The 19,759-nt window shown below is 75.6% G+C and carries 13 protein-coding genes and 1 pseudogene; 5 read left to right on the top strand and 9 right to left on the bottom strand.

Features of this window, described 5'->3' with window-relative positions; all coding sequences use genetic code 11:
- Positions 1 to 2: 2 nt before the first annotated feature.
- Entirely contained in the window at positions 3 to 605 is a 603-nt protein-coding gene (locus IE330_RS11295) for a (2Fe-2S)-binding protein (protein ID WP_190135787.1), read from the bottom strand.
- On the bottom strand, positions 605 to 1,495 hold the full coding sequence (locus IE330_RS11290) for an FAD binding domain-containing protein (protein WP_190135786.1): 891 nt from the start codon (positions 1,493 to 1,495) through the stop codon (positions 605 to 607). Before IE330_RS11290 ends, IE330_RS11295 begins: the two co-directional genes overlap by 1 nt.
- A gap of 617 nt (positions 1,496 to 2,112) precedes the next feature.
- Here IE330_RS11290 and IE330_RS11285 point away from each other — a divergent pair.
- Positions 2,113 to 3,978: a PucR family transcriptional regulator ligand-binding domain-containing protein gene (locus IE330_RS11285; RefSeq protein WP_190135785.1), complete on the top strand. Its 1,866-nt coding sequence runs from the start codon at positions 2,113 to 2,115 to the stop codon at positions 3,976 to 3,978.
- Between the two features lie 176 nt (positions 3,979 to 4,154).
- The gene (locus tag IE330_RS11280) at positions 4,155 to 4,907 is read left to right on the top strand and encodes a hypothetical protein (protein ID WP_229925559.1); all 753 of its coding nucleotides are present in this window, start codon (positions 4,155 to 4,157) and stop codon (positions 4,905 to 4,907) included.
- 556 nt (positions 4,908 to 5,463) lie between these two features.
- Here the strand turns inward: IE330_RS11280 and IE330_RS11275 are convergent.
- Positions 5,464 to 8,526, bottom strand: coding sequence for an alpha-mannosidase (locus tag IE330_RS11275; RefSeq protein WP_190135783.1), 3,063 nt, complete (start codon positions 8,524 to 8,526; stop codon positions 5,464 to 5,466).
- A gap of 204 nt (positions 8,527 to 8,730) precedes the next feature.
- On the opposite strand from IE330_RS11275, the gene IE330_RS11270 reads away from it, so the two are divergent.
- Positions 8,731 to 9,207 (top strand): ATP-binding protein, encoded by a 477-nt coding sequence (locus IE330_RS11270; RefSeq protein WP_190135782.1) that lies wholly within the window; start codon positions 8,731 to 8,733, stop codon positions 9,205 to 9,207.
- Positions 9,208 to 9,351: 144 nt separating this feature from the next.
- Here IE330_RS11270 and IE330_RS11265 read toward each other — a convergent pair whose 3' ends face one another.
- On the bottom strand, positions 9,352 to 10,416 hold the full coding sequence (locus IE330_RS11265; protein ID WP_190135781.1) for a DUF2637 domain-containing protein: 1,065 nt from the start codon (positions 10,414 to 10,416) through the stop codon (positions 9,352 to 9,354).
- Positions 10,417 to 10,752: 336 nt separating this feature from the next.
- A complete protein-coding gene (locus IE330_RS11260; protein ID WP_190135780.1) occupies positions 10,753 to 11,625 on the bottom strand; it encodes a (2Fe-2S)-binding protein in 873 nt (290 codons plus the stop codon).
- A 186-nt stretch (positions 11,626 to 11,811) separates the two neighbouring features.
- On the opposite strand from IE330_RS11260, the gene IE330_RS11255 reads away from it, so the two are divergent.
- Positions 11,812 to 12,573: a GntR family transcriptional regulator gene (locus tag IE330_RS11255; protein ID WP_190135779.1), complete on the top strand. Its 762-nt coding sequence runs from the start codon at positions 11,812 to 11,814 to the stop codon at positions 12,571 to 12,573.
- 1 nt (position 12,574) lies between these two features.
- Here the strand turns inward: IE330_RS11255 and IE330_RS11250 are convergent, their stop codons facing one another.
- Both IE330_RS11250 and IE330_RS11245 read right to left on the bottom strand, forming a co-directional pair.
- Positions 12,575 to 13,231 carry an NAD(P)-dependent oxidoreductase gene (locus IE330_RS11250; RefSeq protein WP_190135829.1) on the bottom strand — a complete coding sequence of 219 codons (657 nt, stop codon included), beginning with the start codon at positions 13,229 to 13,231 and terminating at the stop codon, positions 12,575 to 12,577.
- A 284-nt stretch (positions 13,232 to 13,515) separates the two neighbouring features.
- Complete coding sequence (locus IE330_RS11245) at positions 13,516 to 14,580, bottom strand: EamA family transporter (RefSeq protein WP_190135778.1); 1,065 nt, start codon at positions 14,578 to 14,580, stop codon at positions 13,516 to 13,518.
- 78 nt (positions 14,581 to 14,658) lie between these two features.
- Between IE330_RS11245 and IE330_RS11240 the strand changes: the two genes are divergently transcribed.
- The gene (locus tag IE330_RS11240; RefSeq protein WP_190135828.1) at positions 14,659 to 15,558 is read left to right on the top strand and encodes a LysR family transcriptional regulator; all 900 of its coding nucleotides are present in this window, start codon (positions 14,659 to 14,661) and stop codon (positions 15,556 to 15,558) included.
- Positions 15,559 to 15,565: 7 nt separating this feature from the next.
- Here the strand turns inward: IE330_RS11240 and IE330_RS11235 are convergent, their stop codons facing one another.
- Entirely contained in the window at positions 15,566 to 17,308 is a 1,743-nt protein-coding gene (locus IE330_RS11235) for a pyruvate dehydrogenase (protein ID WP_190135777.1), read from the bottom strand.
- A gap of 54 nt (positions 17,309 to 17,362) precedes the next feature.
- Positions 17,363 to 18,727: pseudogene (locus IE330_RS40020) on the bottom strand (protein phosphatase 2C domain-containing protein); the annotation flags it as partial.
- Positions 18,728 to 19,759 lie beyond the last annotated feature (1,032 nt).

The following is a 19,759-nucleotide window of genomic DNA, read 5'->3' as shown; positions in this document are numbered from 1 at the left end:
GCTCAGACCCCTTCCGCGAGTTCGGCCTGGCGCGCGGCCGCGAGGCGGACGGCGTCCAGGATCTTCTCGTAGCCGGTGCAGCGGCACAGGTTGCCGGAGAGCGCCTCGCGGATGTCGGCGTCCGTCGGGGACGGGTTGCGCTCCAGCATCTCGTCGGCGGCGACGAGCAGGCCGGGGGTGCAGAAGCCGCACTGGACGGCGCCGGCGTCGATGAACGCCTGCTGGACGGGCGCGAGTTCGCCGCCCTCGCCGGTCTGCGAGTCCTGCGGCCGGGCGCTCCACCGCCGGGCGTCCTGGAGGGAGGTGCCCTCGGTGCCGCAGGCGCCGGTGGCGCAGCCGCCGTGCTCGGCGCGCTGCTTGGCGAAGTCGGCGAGGCCCTCGACGGTGACGACCTCGCGGCCCTCCGCCTGTCCGGCCGCGACCAGGCAGGAACACACCGGCACGCCGTCGAGGCGGACCGTGCAGGAGCCGCACTCGCCCTGCTCGCAGGCGTTCTTGGAGCCGGGCAGGCCGAGCCGCTCGCGCAGCACGTACAGCAGGGACTCGCCCTCCCACACGTCGTCGGCTTCCTGCGGACGGCCGTTGACCGTGAAGTTGACACGCATTACGCGACTCCCTCCGTGCCGCGGCCCGCGCCGCGGTAGGACTCCCAGGTCCAGCCGAGCGTGCGGCGGGCCATGATGCCGACGGCGTGGCGGCGGTAGCTCGCCGTGCCGCGGACGTCGTCGATCGGGTTGGCGGCCCCGGCGGCCAGGTCCGCGAACTGCTTGGCGACCGACGGCGTGATGATCTTCCGGCTGTCCCAGAAACCGCCCTCGTCGAGCGCCGCGGCCAGGAACTCCTCGGCGGCCGTGGCGCGGATCGGGGTGGGCGCCGCGGAGCCGATGCCGGTGCGCACGGTGCGGGTCTCGGGGTGCAGCGCGATGCCGAAGGCGCACACGGCGATGACCATCGCGTTGCGGGTGCCGACCTTGGAGTACTGCTGCGGTCCGTCCGCCTTCTTGATGTGCACGGCCCGGATGAGCTCGTCGGGCGCGAGGGCGTTGCGCTTCACCCCGGTGTAGAAGTCGTCGATGGGGATGCGCCGGGAGCCGCGTACGGACTCCGCCTCGACCTCGGCGCCCGCGGCGAGCAGCGCCGGGTGGGCGTCGCCGGCCGGGGACGCGGTGCCGAGGTTGCCGCCGACGCCGCCGCGGTTGCGGATCTGCGGCGAGGCCACCGTGTGCGAGGCGAGCGCGAGGCCCGGCAGCTCGGCGCGCAGGTGCTCCATGATCTGGGAGTACGGGACGGAGGCGCCGAGCCGGACGGTGTCCTCGCCGACCTCCCACTGGCTCAGCTCACCGATGCGGTTGAGGTCCAGGAGGTACTCCGGACGCCGGTGGTCGAAGTTGATCTCGACCATGACGTCGGTCCCACCCGCGATCGGCACAGCCGTGGGGTGCTCGGCCTTCGCGGCGAGCGCCTCCTCCCAGCTTGCGGGGCGAAGGAAGTCCATGAGTGGCTCTCTCTTCGTAATCGTGCTGTCGGTCGTGCTGTCTGCCGTGCTGTGTGGTCGTGCTGTGTGTCCTGCTGTGTGGTCGTGCTGTGGGTCGTGCTGTCCGCGGTGCTGTGTGCGTTCTCTGCGGCCGTGCGGTGTGCCGTGTCGTGCGTGTCGTGCCGTGCCCTGCCGTGGGGCGTGACGACGGTCGCGCCCGCCGGCGTGCCGGGCGTCGCGGTCGGCTGCGGGCCGGTGCTGCCGATCGTGAGCGGTGACCGGGGTCGTACGGGGGAAGCGGGCGTACGCCGTCCGGGTGGAGGCGAGGGCGCCGCTTCGGCGCGGAGGCGATCGATCCGGCCATGTGGGGCCGTCCGCCTCTCGACTGCTCGTTCATGTGCTGTTAACGCGGAGTGGGGCAAGTACACCGCCCGGCCCTCCGGTGGGGTCAGTCACCGAAACCATGAAGGAGTTGGCTGGCCACGCCGTGAGTCTTGTAGATTCGTATGAAGAACGGGCCCCAGTAACCTCGCGGATTCCCCCGGAACACCGCCAGGCCCCACGGGCTCCGCGGCCCCCGGAACCCCCGGCGCGGCCGGCCACACACGAAATCGAGACAGATCGGCGGCGACGACACCATGCGGCTGCGCGCACTCCTTGACACCGACGCCCTGGGCCTCAGGCTGCTCGGCGGAGAGGACGAGCTGGACCGCACCGTGCGGGGCGTGATGACCACGGACCTGCGCGACCCCAGCCGGTACCTGGGCGGCGGCGAGCTGGTGCTCACGGGCCTGGCCTGGCGCCGGGACGCGGCCGACACGGAGCCGTTCGTCCGCATCCTCGCGACCGCCGGGGTGGCCGCGCTCGCCGCGGGCGAGGCGGAGCTCGGCGACATCCCCGAGGACCTCGTGGAGGCCTGCGCCCGGCACCGCCTGCCGCTGTTCGCGGTGAACGAGTCGGTGGCGTTCGCGACCATCACCGAGCACGTCGTACGGCAGGTGTCGGGCGAGCGCGCCGGGGACCTCGCGGCCGTCGTCGACCGGCACCGCCGGCTGATGACGTCGGGACCCGCGGGCGGCGGCCCGGACGTGGTGCTCGACCTGCTCGGCTCCGACCTGGACCTGCGCGCGTGGGTGCTCTCCCCCGCGGGGCGCGCCATCGCCGGGGCGAGCTCCGCCGGGTCCCCGCTGCCCGCGCCGGTGCGCGCGCGGCTCGCCGGGGAGCACCTGGCCGCCGCCCGCACGGGGCGGCGCGGGCCGCACCGGGTGGGCGTGGACGGCGTCACGTACTCCCTGTTCCCCATCCGCTCCAGCGGCCGGGGCGCCGCGGGCGCCTCCCGGGACGTGCGCGAGACCGTCCTGTCGGACTGGCTGCTCGCCGTCGAGGCCGACGCGGGCGACTGGCCCGAGGAGCGGCTCGACCTGCTCCAGGGCGTCACCCAGCTCATCGCCGTGGAGCGGGACCGCAGGGACGCCGCGCGCACGGTGCGCCGCCGCCTCGCCCAGGAGGTGCTCGAACTGGTCCAGACGGGCGCCCCGCCCGCCGAGATCGCCGCCCGGCTGCGCGTCGCGGCGCCGGTACTGCTGCCGGGGCTCGGCGCGGCCCCGCACTGGCAGGTCGTGGTGGCGCGCGTGGAGTGGGACGACACGCAGGGCGCGGCGGCTGAGGGTGGTGCGCGCCGGGCGGGCGAGCAGGGCGCGTCCGCGGGGTCCTCGTACGAGGGCACCGGCGGGCGACGGGCGCACGAGCACGGCGGGCCCGGTGGGCTCTCGTACGAGAGTGGTGGCGGGCGACGGGCGGGAGAGACGGACGGCGGTGGCGGCGGTCGGCGGCCGGCCGGGATCGAGGGCGGCCCGGTCGCCCAGGCGCTCCTGGAGGAGATCCTCGTCGACCCGGCGACGGCCGGGCCCGACCCGTCCGACCGGATCGCCGTCGCGCACACCGGCGACGAGGCCATCGCGCTCGTGCCGCTGCCCGCGATGTCCTCCGACGCCGACGGCGCCCAGACGGGCCTGATCGCCGACGCCCTCCTCGCCACCGTGCGCGAGCCGCTCGCCGCGGGCCTCGCCGACGACGGCCGCCTCACCCTCGGCGTCAGCGCGGCCGTGCACTCCGCGGAGGGCCTGCGCGGCGCCCTGGAGGAGGCCCGGCACGCGCGCCGGGTCGCGGCGGCGCGCCCCGGCCGGGTGTGCGCGGCGGGCCACCAGGAGCTGGCCTCGCACGTCCTGCTGCTGCCCTTCGTCCCCGACGACGTGCGCCGGGCGTTCACCGCGCGCCTCCTCGACCCGCTGCGTGAGTACGACCGCAGGCACCGGGCGGAGCTCATCCCGACGCTGGAGGCGTTCCTCGACTCCGACGGCTCCTGGACGCGCTGCGCGTCCCGGCTGCACCTGCACGTCAACACGCTGCGCTACCGCGTGGGGCGGATCGAGCAGTTGACGGGGCGTGACCTGTCGCGCCTGGAGGACAAGCTCGATTTCTTCCTGGCCCTGCGGATGAGCTGAGCCCGGGGCGCGCGGGGCGCGGCCGGCGGACACCGGCCGCGCCCCGTCCCCCTCCCCCAACTTTGTGAAATCCTTCACCCGCCCCCTTGGCCCGGCGCCGCGATCCGTGCTGAGATTCGCCCACGACTCAACAGCTCAACGGTGCGCTAGGGGAGGGCAACGTGGCGCCTACCGCCATGTCTGGTACCGGAACTGACGCCGAGCACGATCCACTCCAGACCGCGGTATGGCGGCTGCGCTCGCGCGGCTGCTGGACCGACGCGGCGGCGCTCCTCGCGCCCCGGCAGGGCGCGGCCGCCGCGCTCCAGAGAACCTCCCTGCTCGTCGAGCGCTGCCTGTTCACCGGGGAGGGGTGGGGTGAGGCCGAGGACAGCCTGCGCACGGCGGAGGCCGTCGCCGACGATGACGACGCGCGGGGGGCCGCGGCCTGCGAGCGGGGCCAACTGGCGTATGCCGCCACCGTGTTGGGCGTGCGCGACCGGGCCGACGAGGCCCGGACCGCGCTCGGGCGGGCCGCCGCGCTGCTCGCGCCCGGCGGGGCGGGGCGGGCCCTGCTCGACTTCCGGCGCGGGCTCGTCGCCGAGCACCTGGCGGACTCGCCGCAGGCCGCGCGGGCCGCGTACCGGCGGGCGCACGCCGGGGCCACGGCGCAGGGGGACGCGCTGCTGCTCTCCTTCACCTGGCGGCATCTGGCCGGGCTCGCGCTGCGGGAGGGGGAGGTGGCGGAGGCGCGGCACGGGTTCGCCGAATCGCTGCGGCTGCGGGAGGAGTTGGGCTTCCTGGTGGGGACGGCTCCGGCGCTGGCCGCGCTCGCCGACGCCGAGCCGGAGCCCGAGGCGTCCCGCCTCCGCGCCGAGGCCACCCGCCTCTTCCGCCTCCTCGGCGGAGTCCCCTCCTGGCTCGCCACCCACCTGCCCCCGGCGGCGTAACCCTGCCGGGAGCTCCCCAATCCCGCCCCTTCCCGAAACCAAGGGGCTCCGCCCCCTGGACCCCCGCATCGCGCTGACGCGCTCGTCCTCAAACGCCGGACAGGCTGCAACGTGCCTCGCGCCGTCGTCGCCCAACGGTGATCCACCACTCCGCGGCGGATGTTCCCCACCCACCCGCCCCCTCCCGGGGGCGGATGGGCGAGGTGCATCCAGCCCGTCCGGCGATTGAGGACAAGGCGCGGAGCGCCGATGGAGCGGGGACAGCCAACGACGGCGAGCCGGGAAGACCCAGCCCGTCCGGCGCTTGAGGACAAGGCGCGCAGCGCCAATGAAGCGGGCACAGCCGACGACGGCGAACTGGAAAGATCCAGCCCGTCCGGCGCTTGAGGACAAGGCGCGGAGCGCCGATGGAACGGGGACAGCCAACGACGGCGAGCCGGGGGATCCAGCCCGTCCGGCGTTTGAGGACGAGGCGCGGAGCGCCGATGGAGCGGGGTCCAGGGGCGGCAGCCCCTGGTTACGGAGAAGGGGCGGGTCTGGGGCGCACCCGCGAGGGTTACGCCGGGCTCAGGCGCAAGGTGAGGATCTGGAAGGGGCGCAGGGTCAGGGCGAGGCCGGTGGAGGAGGTGGTGGCGGGGTGGAGGGGGCGCTCCAGGAGGTCGGTGACGTCGGCCCGGGCGACGGGGAAGGACGTGGTGAGGAGGGCGCGGGCCCTCCCGCCGAGGGCCTCGTACAGCCGCACCACGACATCCCCGCTCCGGTCCTCCGCAAGCTTCACCGACTCCACCACCACCCCCGGATGATCCACCCGCACGACGGGCGCGACGTCCGCCACCTCCGCCACCCGCAGCGGCAGATTCAGCGCGAGCCCCTCGGCGACCGCGTCCCCCGTCGCCGCCCCCGGCAGCAGCGCGTACGTGAACCGGTGCGTGCCCAGGTCCGTCTCGGGGTCGGGGCTGTGCGGCGCCCGCAGCAGCGTGAGCCGCACGGTGGTGCCGAGGCCGTCGGCGTGCGCGGCGCGCGTCACGTCGTGGCCGTACGTGGAGTCGTTGAGGACCGCGACCCCGTACCCCTCCTCCCCCACCCGCAGCCACCGGTGCGCGCAGATCTCGAAGCGGGCCGCGTCCCAGCCGGTGTTGGCGTGGGTGGGCCGGTGCACGTGCCCGAACTGGATCTCGGCGGTGGACCGTTCGGCGTGCACGTCCAGCGGGAACGCCGCCTTGAGCACCTTCTCCGACTCGCGCCAGTCCACGTCCGTGACGACGTCGAGGCGGCGGCTGCCCGCGGCGAGCCGCAGCTCCTGCGTGATCCGGGAGCCGTCGCCGAAGGAGCGTACGACGCGTACGGCGGCGCGCAGCGGCCCGTCCTCGACGAGCTCCACGGACTCGGCGCCGGTCAGGTCGGTGTGCCGGTGGCGGTAGTGCGGGTCCAGGTCCCAGGCGTCGTAGCGCGTGGGGTGGTCGGGGTGGAGCTGGAGGAGGTTGCCGCGGGCGCCGGGCGCGAGGACCTCGCGGTCGTGGGCGAGGTCTCGTACGGAGGCGAGCAGGCCGTCGGCGTCGACGGTGACGCGCAGGTGCTCGTTGGTCAGGATGATCTCGGTGCCGGTGCGGGTGGCCGAGGTGACCGGGTCCGGGCCGTGCTCCTGGTCGGCGGCGACGGCCAGGCTCCGGGTGCCGAGCGGCCCGACGTACACGTGCCGGAGTGCGCCCTCGTGCTCGACGACCTCGCCGCGGGCGTACGGTGACGCGTTCAGGACGGACACCTCGCCGTCGCCCAGGTGGCGTACCGCGTCCGCCGTGAGCTCCGCCAGCTCGGCGAGCACGCGCGCGTACGTCTCGCGGGCCTCCCGGTGCACCCACGCGATGGACGAGCCCGGCAGGATGTCGTGGAACTGGTGCAGGAGCACCGTCTTCCACAGCCGGTCGAGCGCGTCGTACGGGTAGGCGTACCCGGGATCGCGCAGCGCGGCGGCCGTGCACCACAACTCGGCCTCACGCAGGGCGTGTTCGCTGCGCCGGTTGCCGCGCTTGGTCGCGGCCTGCGTGGTGTACGTCGCCCGGTGCAGCTCCAGGTAGAGCTCGCCGGACCACACCGGCGCCCGCTCGCCGTACTCCTCCTCGGCCGCGGCGAAGAACGCCGACGGCTTCTCGATCTCCACCCGCGGCGAGCCCTCCAGGGAGCGCAGCCGGCGCGCCCGCTCCAGCATCTCGCGGGTGGGCCCGCCCCCGCCGTCGCCGAAGCCGAACGGCACCAGGGACCGGGTCGCGCGGCCCTTCTCGGCGAAGTTCCGCTCGGCGTGGGCGAGTTCGGAGCCGAGGAACTGGGAGTTGTAGGTGTCGACGGGCGGGAAGTGGGTGAAGACGCGGGTGCCGTCGATGCCCTCCCACCAGAACGTGTGGTGCGGCATCTTGTTGGACTGGTTCCAGCTCAGCTTCTGGGTGAGGAACCAGCGCACCCCCGCGAGCCGGGCGAGCTGCGGGAACGCGGCCGTGTACCCGAAGGAGTCCGGCAGCCAGACCTCCTCGGTCTCGACGCCGAACTCCTCCAGGAAGAACCGTTTGCCGTGCACGAGCTGCCGGGCGAGGGCCTCCCCGCCGGGCATGTTGGCGTCCGACTCCACCCACATGGACCCGACGGGCGCCCAGGTGCCGTCGGCGACCGCCTTCGTGATCCGCTCCCAGATGTGCGGCTGGTGCTCCTTCACCCACGCGTACTGCTGCGCCTGCGAGCAGGCGAAGACCAGCTCCGGATAGTCACGCGCGAGCGCCGTCACATTGGCGAACGTCCGTGACGCCTTGCGCACCGTCTCCCGCAGCGGCCACAGCCAGGCCGAGTCGATATGCGCGTGCCCGGCAGCCGATACGCGGTGGGCGCTGGCGTGCGCGGGCCGCGCGAGCACCTCGGTGAGCGCGGCCCGGGCCGCGGCGGCGGTGCCCGCCACGTCGTGCGGGTCCAGCGCGTCGAGCATGTCCTCCAGGGCCCGCAGGATCTCGTGGCGGCGGGGCCGGGCCGGATCCAGCTCCCCCATCAGCTCGGTGAGCACCTCGATGTCGAGCACGAGCTGCCAGACGGTCTCGTCGAGTACGGCCAGATCGGCAGCCGCGAATCGGTACATCGGCCGATCGCCGGCGGTCAGGACGTCGCCGAGACGGGTCGGTACGAAGTCGTGCAGGACCGTCGGATTGGCCGCCGCCTCCAGGAGCAGCCGGACCGGCTCCCCGCCCCGCGCGCGGGCCGCGACGGGTACGTGACGGTTGCGGGGGTGAATGCCCTTCACCGGGACGCCGGTGGCGTCGTACACCAGGCCCTCGACCTGGAAGCCGGGCCCCTCGCCGGTGAAGCCTGGGTCGACGACCACCTCCACGCGCCGCCCCCGCCACGCCTCGGGCACCTCCCCCTCCAGCCGGAACCAACTCGTCGACCAGGGCTTTCCCCAGGCGGTGCCGGGGGTGAAGGGCTCGTACGCCGCCCCGAGCGCGTCCGCGACGGGCACGGGCTCGCCCGGCGCGTGCCACACGGACAGCGTGAGCGGCACGCGGTCCGCGTACTGCGCGGGCCGGAGGAACTGCCGCACCGCGCGGGCGAGGCGCTCCTCCACCAGGGGTCGGTCGTCGTGCACGGCGGCTCCTCCAGGGGTCGTTCACCGGGTCGGTCGGGGTTCGGGCGGGCGGTCGTTCCGCTCGGTGCGGAGTCGTACGGGGCTTCACTTCCCCTCAACCCGTCCGCGCACCCACTTCATTGATTGACGAATGGACATGAGTGGGGCGAAGCGGGACGGGCATGCATCCCGTGAGCGTGTTCGAGAACAGTCTGGGCGGGGGTCATGACGAGATACGCGCGAGGAGGTGCCGCCATCGGTTGGGGGGCACTCTCACCGGGACACGAGGACGGTCCGGTCGACGGCGTCAGGGGGGACGGCGGGGTCCGGCTGCGGCGCAGGCTCGGGCGCGCCGATTTGCGGGCGGTGTCCGAGGTCAGGGGGGCGCTGCGGGACCTGCTGCGGCACTGGGGCCGGCCCGGCTCGGCGGAGACGGCCGAGCTGCTGGCCAGCGAGCTGGTGACGAACGCGCTGGTGCACACGGACCGGGACGCGGTGTTCACGGCCACGGTGGAGCCGCGGCGGCTGCGGGTCGAGGTGCGGGACTTCACGGGCCGCCGCCCCCGGCTGCGCGGCGCGGACACCGGCGACGGCACGCACGGCCGCGGCCTGATGCTGGTGCAGGCGCTCGCGGACGCGTGGGGGGTCAGCGCCCACGGCGTCGGCAAGTCGGTCTGGTTCGAACTGGACGCGAACGCCTGATGCCCCGTCCGCCCGCCCCCTCCACGGGGCCGAGCGGACGGACGGACGAAGGCGGCGGGACGAGGGATATTCAGCCCGTCCGGCGTTTGAGGACGAGGCGCGGAGCGCCGATGAGGCGCCCGGGGGCCGAGCCCCCTGGACGGGTCAGCCGAACTGCTGTTCCAGGTCCTTCAGCTTGCGCTCCAAGGAGTCGAGGCGGGGAATCGTCTGCGTGTCGTCCTCCGCGGTGAGGTCGACGGTGACGGTCTCAGGCCCGTTCCTGACGGCCTGGAGGGAGGGACGCGACCGTACGGGCAACTGCTCCTGCTGCGGCGCGGCCGCTATGGCGGGGTCCGCGCCGACCGGCGCGGACCCGGCCTGGTCCGGTACGGCCCCGACGGCCCCCACGTCGACCTGCCGGCCGCCCCGGGCGTGGTAGCGGCGCCCCCGGCTGAGGGCCTTGAGCTGGGCCCGCTCCAGCTTCTCCTTGTCGCGCCGCCGCGTGCGCGCCTGCTCCTTCTCGCGCCGGTCCTCGCGGACCTCCTCGACGGCCTCGTCGAGGGTGCGCACGCCCTCCAGGAGCATCAGCGACCACGCGCCGAACGTCTCCCGTGGCGCCCGCAGCCACCGTACGATCCGGATCTGCGGCAGCGGCCGCGGCACGAGCCCCTGCTCGCGCAGCGCCGCGCGGCGCGTCTGCTTGAGAGCGCGGTCGAAGAGGACGGCGGCCGACAGGGACATCCCGGCGAAGAACTGGGGCGCGCCCGCGTGGCCGAGGCCGCGCGGCGCGTGCACCCAGTTGAACCAGGCGGCGGCCCCGGCGAAGGTCCACACCAGGAGCCGCGAGCCGAGGGCCGCGTCGCCGTGGCTGGCCTCGCGGACGGCGAGCACGGAGCAGAACATCGCCGCGCCGTCGAGCCCGAACGGCACCAGGTACTCCCAGCCGCCGGAGAGGTTCAGGTTCTGCCGGCCGAAGCCGACCAGGCCGTGGAAGGAGAGGGCCGCGGCGACGGCCGCGCAGCAGAACAGGAGGACGTAGGAGGCGGTGCCGTAGACGACTTCCTTGCGCCTGCGGCGCTCCTCGCTGCGCTCCCACGTGTCGTCGGCGGAGGCGGCCGCCTTCGTCTGGGCTTTCCTGCCCCGGGCGAGCACCGCCACCGCCACTGCCAGGCCCAGCAGCAGGACGCCGCCCGGCAGCAGCCAGTCGAGCGATATGTCGGTCAGTCTCATCTGGGGTCCCTTGCGTCGCGGTGGGGCGTTTCGGGCGCCATAGTGACCCACGCCCGACAGCGCTCAAGGGGTTTTCCGGCAAGAGAGCGCCAAGTGGGCGGCGCGGGCCGCGACACACCCGGAATCGCTCGAACTCCTGCGGGTCCTGGGCGAGTTGAGTTCGATTGCGATCACCCGGAAGAGTGACCGGGCGCGACCGGGCCGCGATCACCCCGATCAGGTGGCGACCGCGGGGGCCCGGCAGAAGACGCGGGCAACGGGCCCTCGCGAGGGCGCGTACGAGGGCCCGGCGGGCCCCGGCGCACGGCCCGGGAACGGCGTCGGCGGCCGGTGGCGTCAGGCCCCGGCGGCCGAGGCCGCGAGCTTGGCGGCGCGGTCGGCGTCGCACATGCGCGGGCAGGTGACGCAGGTCTCCTCGGGCCGCAGCGTGTAGAACATGCAGCAGCTCGCGCGGTCGCGGGTCGGCAGCTTCTCGCCGTTCGGCCCGGTCAGCTCGCGGAAGGCGGCGGTGCCGACGTACGGCTGGGTGGCGCCCGGCAGGAGCCGCTCCAGCTCGGCGGTGGCCCGCTCCTCCTCGCCCAGGAGGTGGGCGACGTACCAGATGCCCTCGACGATCTCGTCGGTCGCCATGGCCCACAGGGCGCGCCCGCGGCGTCGCATGCGCGGCCCGAAGCCGTCGAGGAGCGGCCCCAGGTGCTCGGCCACCGCGGCCCGCACCTCCGCGCGCAGGGCCTCCTCGTCCGGCACCACCCGGGCGCCGGGCAGCGTGGCCGCCGGGTCGTCCGGCAGGCAGGCGAAGGTGGTCGGGCGCACCGCCATGGCGCCGAGGACGCGCTGGTAGGCGACGTGCTCGACCGGGAAGCGCGGCACGCGGCGGTGCAGGAACCAGGGCACGGTGATCAGCAGGCAGGCGGGCCAGGCGTAGCGGTGCAGGGCGAAGCTGGCCACCACGTCGGGGCGGGCCCGCTGCCCGTAGTCCTTGAGCACCTGCGCGTCGTCCCAGGCCAGGAACTCCTCGAACTCGGGCCCGGCCGCCGCGAGCTGCCCGGCGGTGATCCAGCCCTCGCCGCGCGGGGCCGGCTCGTCCGGGGCCAGCTCCTGGATCCGCAGCCCGGGGTACACCTCGGCCAGGCGGGCGTACGCGCCCGTGAGCGGGCCGGGGACGCGCTCCGTGTGCCGGGCGCCGGATTCCAGGGTGGGAACGGACATGCGGGGACCGCCGAATCACGATCGATTGCAGGTAAGCCTAACCTTACCCAACATGATCGAGGTTTCAACTGGGGGGCGGTCCGCCTAGGGTGCTGCTCGGATGTTCCGGATCGTACGTTTCCGGTCCGGTGCGATCCGATACGTGACGGGTGGGACGCGGGATCGCGGGGACGCGGGAGGTAGCGAGTGGAGCGGGCCAGAGCGGGCGCGGCGGAGGGGTCCGCCCGCTGCGCCGCCGCGCGAGTGCCGGAGCAGCCCGGTGCCGGGCCGGGCGACCGGGCGGTGACGCGGGGCGAGCACCCGCACGCGGCGCCCGCGCCGCGGGCCGTCGTACGGCGCAGCTCCGTGCGCGGGCAGGTGCTCGACGCCCTGCGCGCGGCCCTCGTCGACGGGGAGCTGACGCCCGGCGAGGTCTACTCGGCGCCCGTGCTCGGCGAGCGCCTGGGCGTCTCGGCCACGCCGGTGCGCGAGGCGATGCAGCAGCTCGCCGTCGAGGGGGCGGTCGAGGTGGTCCCGAACCGCGGGTTCCGGGTCACCCGGCGCAGCGCGCGGGAGCTCGGGGAGCTGGCCGAGGTCCGCGCGCTGATCGAGGTGCCGGTGATGCTGCGCCTGGCGCGGACCGTGCCCGCGGGGCGCTGGGCCGAGCTGCGGCCGCTGGCCGAGGCGACCGTGGTGGCCGCGGCCGCCGGGGACCGCGCCCGGTACGCCGACGCGGACCGGGCCTTCCACCGGGCGCTGCTCGGGCTCTGCGGGAACGAGCAGCTCGTCCAGGTCGCCGACGACCTCCACCGGCGCTCCCAGTGGCCCCTCGTCACCGGCCCGGTGCACGCCCGGCGCGCGGACCTGGTGGCCGACGCGGCCGAGCACACGGCCCTGCTCGACGCGCTCACCGCGGGGGACCTGGCCGTGGTGCAGACGCTGGTGCGGGAGCACTTCGCCGGGAGCTGAGCTACGCGGCCGGGGGCCCCTCGCGGTGGACGACCGTGACGTGGCGCTCGGAACCGGGGCTCTCCAGTTCGTCGACCACGGCGGCGGCCAGGTCCTCGGCGCTGATCCAGGAGCGGCCGTCGGCTGCGGTGAGCAGGGTGTCGCCGCCGCGCCGGTAGCGGCCGGTCCGGCGGCCGGGCTCCAGCAGGGCGGGCGGGCTCAGGTAGACCCAGTCGCCGTGGGCGTGCTCCTGGGCGGCGCGGAGCTGGGCGACCCCGGCGGCGGCGACCGGCCGCAGGTCCTCGGGGACGTACGCGGGGTCGTCGGCGACCAGCAGCTCCGGCCGGCCCGGGCTGCGCAGCGCCCCGGCCCCGCCCACCACCAGGACGCGCGCCCCGGTCCGGGCGGCCGCGTCGAGGACGGTGCGGGCGGTGTCGACGAGGAAGTCCCGGTCGGCCGGCTCGGTCCGCACGGCCAGGACGACGGCGTCCGCGCGGGAGGCGGCGAGCGCGGCGCGCAGCGTCGCGGGGTCGCGCGCGTCCACCGCCACCGGCGTCACGGCCGGGTCGTCGCTCGCGGGCTTCCGCGCCAGGGCGAGCACCCGGTGCCCGCGCGCGGCGGCCTCCCGGGTCACCCGGCTCCCGACCATCCCACTGGCCCCGAGCACCACGATCCGCAGCCCCGCCCGCGCCCCGTCCGGGGCCGCGCCCGCCGGGCCTGCCTCCGTGGCCCGGGCCCGCGCCACCCGACCTACCCGATCCGCTCCCTCCACCCGGCCCGCTCCCTGCGCCCGGTCCGCGGCTCCGGCCGCCACGGCTCCGTCCGCCACCGTCCCGGCCGCCACCGCACCGGCCGTCGTCGTCCCGTTCTCCGTCATCCCGGCCTCCGTCATCCCTGTCTTCACCGTCCTGGCCTTCGTCATCCCGGTATCCGTCATCCCGGTATCCGTCATCCCGCTCTGCGTCATCGGGCTCGTCCTCCTGCCGCGTGGCCCTCTCGGGGGCGGTCGTCTTCGGGTGCGTGGTGTGCGGGGCGGTCTTCCGCAGGCCGGTCGTCCGCAGGCCGGGCGTCGGCGGGGCGGTCCGCGTGCTTCGGGTTCCGTACGCCCTCGCCGGGTGCGCGGCGGGGCCCGCGTGGGGAGTCGAGCTGCGCCGCGAGCAGGGCGGCCAGGGCGAGCACGAAGCCGAGGCTCTGGAGGAGGCCGAGGGACTCGCCGAGGCCGAGACCGACGAGGGTCGCGACCAACGGGGACAGCAGTACCAGCGGCGCGGAGGCGCCCACCGGCAGCCTGCCGATCCCGCGGAACCACAGGGTGTACGCGATGAGCCCGCCCATGGAGCCGAGCCAGAGGTAGCCGGCCGCGGCACCGGCGTCGATCCGCTGCGGCACCCCCTCGACCGCGAGGGTCAGCGGAAGCAGCATCAGACCGCCCACCGCGAGCTGCCAGCCGGCCAGGGCCATGGGGCCGACCCCCGCCGGGCGCCCCCAGCGCTTGGCGAGGACCAGGCCGAGGGCCATGGTCGCCGTACCGGCGAGGCCCGCGAGCACCCCGACGGCGTCGAGGCGGGCGCGCGGCCCGAGCACGACGAAGCCGACGCCGACCACACCGACGACGCCCCAGCACAGCCGCCAGGCCGTCGGCCGGTCGCGGAGCACCGCGACGGCCAGCACCGCGACAAGCAGCGGCTGGGCGGCGCCGAGGGTGGCGGCGACCCCGCCGGGCAGCCGTTCGGCCGCCAGGAACAGCAGCGGGAAGAAGGCGCCGATGTTGAGCGCGCCCAGGACGGCGGCCTTCCACCACCAGTCCCCGCGCGGCAGGACGCGGGTGAGGGCCAGCGCGAGCAGCCCGGCGGGCAGGGCGCGCATCAGTCCGGCGAACAGCGGGTGACCCGGCGGCAGCAGCTCCGTGGTCACGGCGTACGTGGTGCCCCAGGAGATCGGGGCGAGGGCGGTCAGCGCGACGGTCGCGGCGCGCTGCGCGGACGAGGTCCGCGACGGGCCCGGCGACCGTGGGGTCGAGGTCTGCATGGCGGTAGTCTCGGCGCCGAGCGGCCATGAATCCAAAGCATGATTGCGATGACAGCCATGAACGGGAACGATGGCTCCATGGACCTCCAACAGCTCCGGTACGTCGTCGCCGTCGCCGAGACCCGCAACTTCACACGGGCGGCGGAGCGCTGCCTGGTGGTGCAGTCGTCGCTCAGTCACCGGATCGCGAACCTGGAGCGGGAGCTCGGGGTCAAGCTGTTCGCCCGGTCCAGCCGCCGGGTCGAACTGACCAGCGCCGGGGAGGCGTTCCTCGTCGGCGCGCGCGAGTGCCTGACCGCCGCCGACCGGGCGGTGGCCGACGCCGCCGCCGCGACGGGCGTGGTGCGCGGCACCCTCGCGGTGGGCGTCATAGTGACCACGGCCGCCGTCGACGTACCCGAGGTGCTGCAGCGGTACCGGGCCCGCCACCCGGACGTGCGGGTCCTGCTGCGCGCCGGGGGCAGCGACGAACTCGCGGCGGCGGTGCGGCGGGGCGACCTGGACATCGCCTTCCTCGGCCTGCCCGAGGGCGCGCGGCCGCCCGGCGTGGAGACCCTCGCCCTCGACCGCGACGAGCACGTGCTGGTGGTGCCCACCGGTCACCGCCTCGCGGGCGCCGCCCGGGTCACGCTCCTCGACATCGCCGACGAGACGTTCGTGGACTTCGTGGCGGGGACGCCCGCGCGGGCCCAGTCCGACCAGGCGTTCGCCGCCGCGGGCCTGGCCCGCGACGTCGCGTACGAGGCCGGGGTCGCGGAGCTGATCACCCGGCTGGTCGCGCGGGACCTCGGCGTCGCGCTGCTGCCGTCGGCGTTCGTGCGGCCGCTGGCCGCCGGCGATCCGGAACTGGCCCTGGTGCCGGTGGCGGACGGGCCGCGCCGCGTCGAGTACCTGGCGTGGGGGCGGTTCAACCCGAGCCCGGCGACGCGGGCGATGCTGGACGTCCTCGGGGTCCGGGGCGCCGACCCCGAGGACTGATGACGCGTCAGGGCCGGGGCACGTTACGGAGGTTGGAGCGGGCCATCTGGAGCATGCGGCCCACCCCGCCGTCCAGGACGATCTTGCTGGCGGAGAGCGCGAAGCCGGTGACCATCTCGGACTTGATCTTGGGCGGGATGGACAGGGCGTTGGGGTCGGTGACGACGTCGACGAGGGCGGGGCCCTTGTGGGCGAAGGCGTCCTTGAGGGCGCCCGCGAGCTGCTTGGGCTTCTCCACGCGGACGCCGTGGGCCCCGGCCGCGCGGGCCACGGCCGCGAAGTCCGGGTTGTGGTTGGTGGTGCCGTGCGAGGGCAGGCCCGCGACCAGCATCTCCAGCTCCACCATCCCCAGCGAGGAGTTGTTGAAGAGGACCACCTTCACCGGCAGGTCGTACTGCACCAGGGTGAGGAAGTCGCCCATCAGCATGGAGAAGCCGCCGTCGCCCGACATCGCCACGACCTGCCGCCGCCGGTCGGTGAACTGCGCGCCGATGGCCTGCGGCAGCGCGTTGGCCATGGAGCCGTGGCTGAAGGAGCCGATGACGCGGCGCCTGCCGTTGGGCGTGAGGTAGCGGGCGGCCCAGACGTTGCACATGCCGGTGTCGACCGTGAAGATCGCCGAATCGTCGGCGAGGTCGTCGAGGACGGAGGCGACGTACTCGGGGTGGATCGGGACGTGCTTGTCGACCTTGCGGGTGTAGGCCTTGACCACGCCCTCCAGCGCGTCGGCGTGCTTCTTCAGCATCTTGTCGAGGAACTTGCGGTTCGACTTCGGCGAGACGCGCGGGGTCAGGCAGCGCAGCGTCTCGCGTACGTCGCCCCACACCGCGAGGTCCAGCTTCGAGCGACGGCCGAGGCGCTCGGGGCGCACGTCGACCTGGGCGATCTTCACGTCGTCGGGCAGGAAGGCGTTGTACGGGAAGTCGGTGCCGAGCAGGATGAGCAGGTCGCACCCGTGGGTGGCCTCGTAGGCGGCGCCGTAGCCGAGCAGCCCGCTCATGCCCACGTCGTACGGGTTGTCGTACTGGATCCACTCCTTGCCACGCAGGGCGTGCCCCACCGGGGACTTGACCTTCTCGGCGAAGGCCATCACCTCGGCGTGCGCGCCGGCCGTGCCGCTGCCGCAGAACAGCGTGACCTTGTCGGCCTCGTCGACCATCGCGGCGAGCGCGTCGATCTCGGCGTCGCCGGGGCGCACGGTGGGGCGGGTGGTGACGAGGGCGGTCTCGACGGCCTTCTCCGGGGCGGGCTCGGAGGCGAGGTCGCCCGGCAGGGAGACGACGCTGACGCCGGACCGGCCCACGGCGTGCTGGATGGCGGTGTGCAGCAGGCGGGGCATCTGCCGCGGGCTGGAGATCAGTTCGCAGTAGTGGCTGCACTCGCGGAACAGATGGTCGGGGTGGGTCTCCTGGAAGTAGCCGAGGCCGATCTCGGAGGAGGGGATCTGCGAGGCCAGGGCGAGGACCGGGGCCATGGAGCGGTGGGCGTCGTACAGGCCGTTGATGAGGTGGAGGTTGCCGGGGCCGCAGGAGCCCGCGCAGGCGGCGAGCGAGCCGGTGATCTGCGCCTCCGCCCCGGCGGCGAAGGCGGCGGTCTCCTCGTGCCGGACCTGGATCCACTCGATGCCCTTGGTGCGCCGGATCGCGTCCACGACGGGGTTCAGGCTGTCGCCGACGACGCCGTAGAGGCGTTTCACCCCGGCGCGGACGACGATGTCGACGAACTGCTCGGCGACGTTCTGCTTGGCCATGTCTTCACGCACCCCTTCGGTCGCTGTGGGTCCATGAATTCACAGGGAACGCGCTCACGCCTCCCACACGGCGGCGGCCGTACGGTCATCGGCGTACCCCTTGACCCGCACCTGGGTGTCGGCGAGGAACGCGGCGAGGCCGGGCGGGCCGCTCCCGGCCCAGCGGCGGGTGAGGTGGCGGGCCAGCTCGGGCTCCCCGCGCAGCGGTTCGGCGAGGCCGCCGGTGCACAGCAGCAGGGTGTCACCCGGGCGGGCGACGGAGGCGCGGAACCGGAAGGGGTCGCGCGGCGGCGCGGGCGCGGGCTCGTACGGGCTCGGGGGCGTGGTGATGCCCAGGTCCACGGTGAGCCGGTCGCCCTCGGGGGTGCGCGCCGTCGGCGAGCCGAAGCCGACCACGGCGGCGCCGGTGGCGGTGGCGACCCGCGGCTCGATGTCCTCCCACGCGCCGCCGCGCAGCCGGAACAGGCCGCCGGAGCCGACGCCGAAGAACACCCGGGTGCGGCAGCGCGGGTCGGCGGGCAGCAGCAGGCAGCGCAGGGACGCCGTGTACTCCTCCGGCTCCAGGCCGAGGTCGGCGGCGCGGGCGCGCAGCCTGCCGAGGCTGCGGTCGGTGAGCCGGTGCAGGCCGGACTTCAGGTCGCCGCGGCGGGCGGCCCGGATGTCCTGCGCGAGCCGCGCGTGGCTGCGGCCCACGGCCCTGCCGATCCACGCGCAGGCGTCGGCCGCCGCGCGGTGCGCCCCCGCCGTGGCGCGGGCGCCGGTGGCCATGGCGACCAGGACCAGCGCGTCCTCGCCGGACCCGAACCGGGCGGTGAGCAGGGCGTCCCTGCGCGGCTCGCCCCGGTACCGCGCCGAGTCCCCGCGCAGGGACACCGCGCGCAGCGTGCTGGTGCCGTAGCGGGCGCCGTCGAGCACGGTGTCGGCGACGAGGCTGCCGAGGTCGTCCGGGTCGGCCGCGGGCAGCCCGGTCGGCTCGGGCTCATAGGTCGGCGGCCCGTCCCCCACGTACGCCGCCTCCGCCTTTTCGGCCACCTCCGGGACACCGGCACCCCGGCCCTGGACGGACGCCCCGGGCGCCGAGGGAAAGCTGACGGGGCCGGAGGGGGCGGCGGGGGCCCAGGGGGCGGGGGCGCGGTAGGTGGGGGGCACCGAGCGTGCGGGCCCCTCGGGGCGGGGAGACCCGGGCCCCGCGCCTCCGTCGGCGGGTCGGGGTGGCTGTGCGCGTGTCCCTGGGGCGGGCGGGGGTGTGGCCGAGGGTTCGCCTTCGGCGGGAGGCTTGGAGAGAGGGTCACCTTGGGCGGGTGGCCTGGCGGGCGCTGGTGGTGTGCCTCCGGCCGGTGGCTTGGCAAGGGCCGGCGGTGCGCCTTCGGCACCTCCGGCCGGTGGCTTGGCGAGGGCCGGCGGTGCGCCTTCGGCCGGTGCCCCGGTGGGTGTCGCGGGGGGCTGGGCGGGCGCCGCCGGTGGTCCTGCGGGCGGTGCGGGTGGCCTAGCGGCTGGCGCGGGCGGTCCGACGGGTGCCGCCGGGGGCTCGGCGGATGTCGGAAGCGGTTTGGCGGACGGCGAGGGCGGCCCGGCGGACGGCTTGGGTGGCCCGGCGGGAGGCGCGGGCGCCCCGGCGGGAGGCTCGGGAGGTTTGGGCGGCCCGGCGGAGGGCGCCCGTGATCCGGCAGGTGGGGCAAGTGGCTCGTCGGAGGGCGGGCGTGGCCCGGCGGAGGGCGCCGGTGGCTCGGCCGCCGTTGGCCCGGTGGCGGTGGGCGACGTGCCGGCGGCCGTGGAGCCGGTGGACCGTGAGGGCCGCTCAGCCGCCGGGGAGCCGGTGGGCGGCGCGGGCGACCCGGCCGCCGGAGGCGGTTCGGCAGGCGGCGAGGGCGGTTCGGCGGGTCGTGACGGCCGGGCTGCGAGGGTGGCGTGCTGCGGGGGCGAGTCCTCGGCGTGGGCGCCTCGTTGGCCCGGAACCGCACCGGGCACGGGCTCCCGCCCAGCCGGGGCAGCCTTCCGCGCGGCCAGGGTGGTCTCCGCGGCCTTTTCCGCAGCCGGGTCGGTCTTCCGCCCGGCCGGGCCGGTCCCCGCGGCCTTCCTCCCGGCCGAGTCGGACTCCGCAGCCTCCTGCCCAGCCAGGTCGGACATCTCAGCCTCCCGCCCGGCCGGGACCGCACGTCCTCGCCCACCCGGGGCGGCCTCGGACCGGGCTTCCCCGCCCCCACGGGGCCCAACCCGGTCCTCCGTGCTCGGGACGGACCCCGTCCGCTCTCCCCCGCCAGGGGCAGCCCCGTCGGCGGCAGCTCCCGCCAGGGCCCCCGCCCCGCCCTCACGGCCCGGGCCGGGCTCCCCCGGCTCGCCGGAGGCGGTCGTCCCGGGCCACGCCGCCCGGGAGCGGCCCGTCGCGAAGTTCGTGGTGCCGTCCGGCGGGCGGGGCGGTCCGGCCGTCGGGGCGCGGCGGATGCCGCGGGG

Origin of the sequence: Streptomyces longispororuber, from assembly GCF_014656095.1 — a bacterium.
Classification (GTDB): Bacteria; Actinomycetota; Actinomycetes; order Streptomycetales; family Streptomycetaceae; genus Streptomyces; species Streptomyces longispororuber.
Note: the sequence above shows the minus strand (reverse complement) of the source record. Positions and strands in the feature narration are given on the sequence as shown.

Excerpts from the sequence above, each read along its gene's own strand:
- IE330_RS11295 (WP_190135787.1), bottom strand. The coding sequence starts at position 605 with ATGCGTGTCAACTTCACGGTCAACGGCCGTCCGCAGGAAGCCGACGAC.
- IE330_RS11290 (WP_190135786.1), bottom strand. The coding sequence starts at position 1,495 with ATGGACTTCCTTCGCCCCGCAAGCTGGGAGGAGGCGCTCGCCGCGAAG.
- IE330_RS11285 (WP_190135785.1), top strand. The coding sequence starts at position 2,113 with ATGCGGCTGCGCGCACTCCTTGACACCGACGCCCTGGGCCTCAGGCTG.
- IE330_RS11280 (WP_229925559.1), top strand. The coding sequence starts at position 4,155 with ATGTCTGGTACCGGAACTGACGCCGAGCACGATCCACTCCAGACCGCG.
- IE330_RS11270 (WP_190135782.1), top strand. The coding sequence starts at position 8,731 with ATGACGAGATACGCGCGAGGAGGTGCCGCCATCGGTTGGGGGGCACTC.
- IE330_RS11265 (WP_190135781.1), bottom strand. The coding sequence starts at position 10,416 with ATGAGACTGACCGACATATCGCTCGACTGGCTGCTGCCGGGCGGCGTC.
- IE330_RS11260 (WP_190135780.1), bottom strand. The coding sequence starts at position 11,625 with ATGTCCGTTCCCACCCTGGAATCCGGCGCCCGGCACACGGAGCGCGTC.
- IE330_RS11245 (WP_190135778.1), bottom strand. The coding sequence starts at position 14,580 with ATGCAGACCTCGACCCCACGGTCGCCGGGCCCGTCGCGGACCTCGTCC.
- IE330_RS11240 (WP_190135828.1), top strand. The coding sequence starts at position 14,659 with ATGGACCTCCAACAGCTCCGGTACGTCGTCGCCGTCGCCGAGACCCGC.
- IE330_RS11235 (WP_190135777.1), bottom strand. The coding sequence starts at position 17,308 with ATGGCCAAGCAGAACGTCGCCGAGCAGTTCGTCGACATCGTCGTCCGC.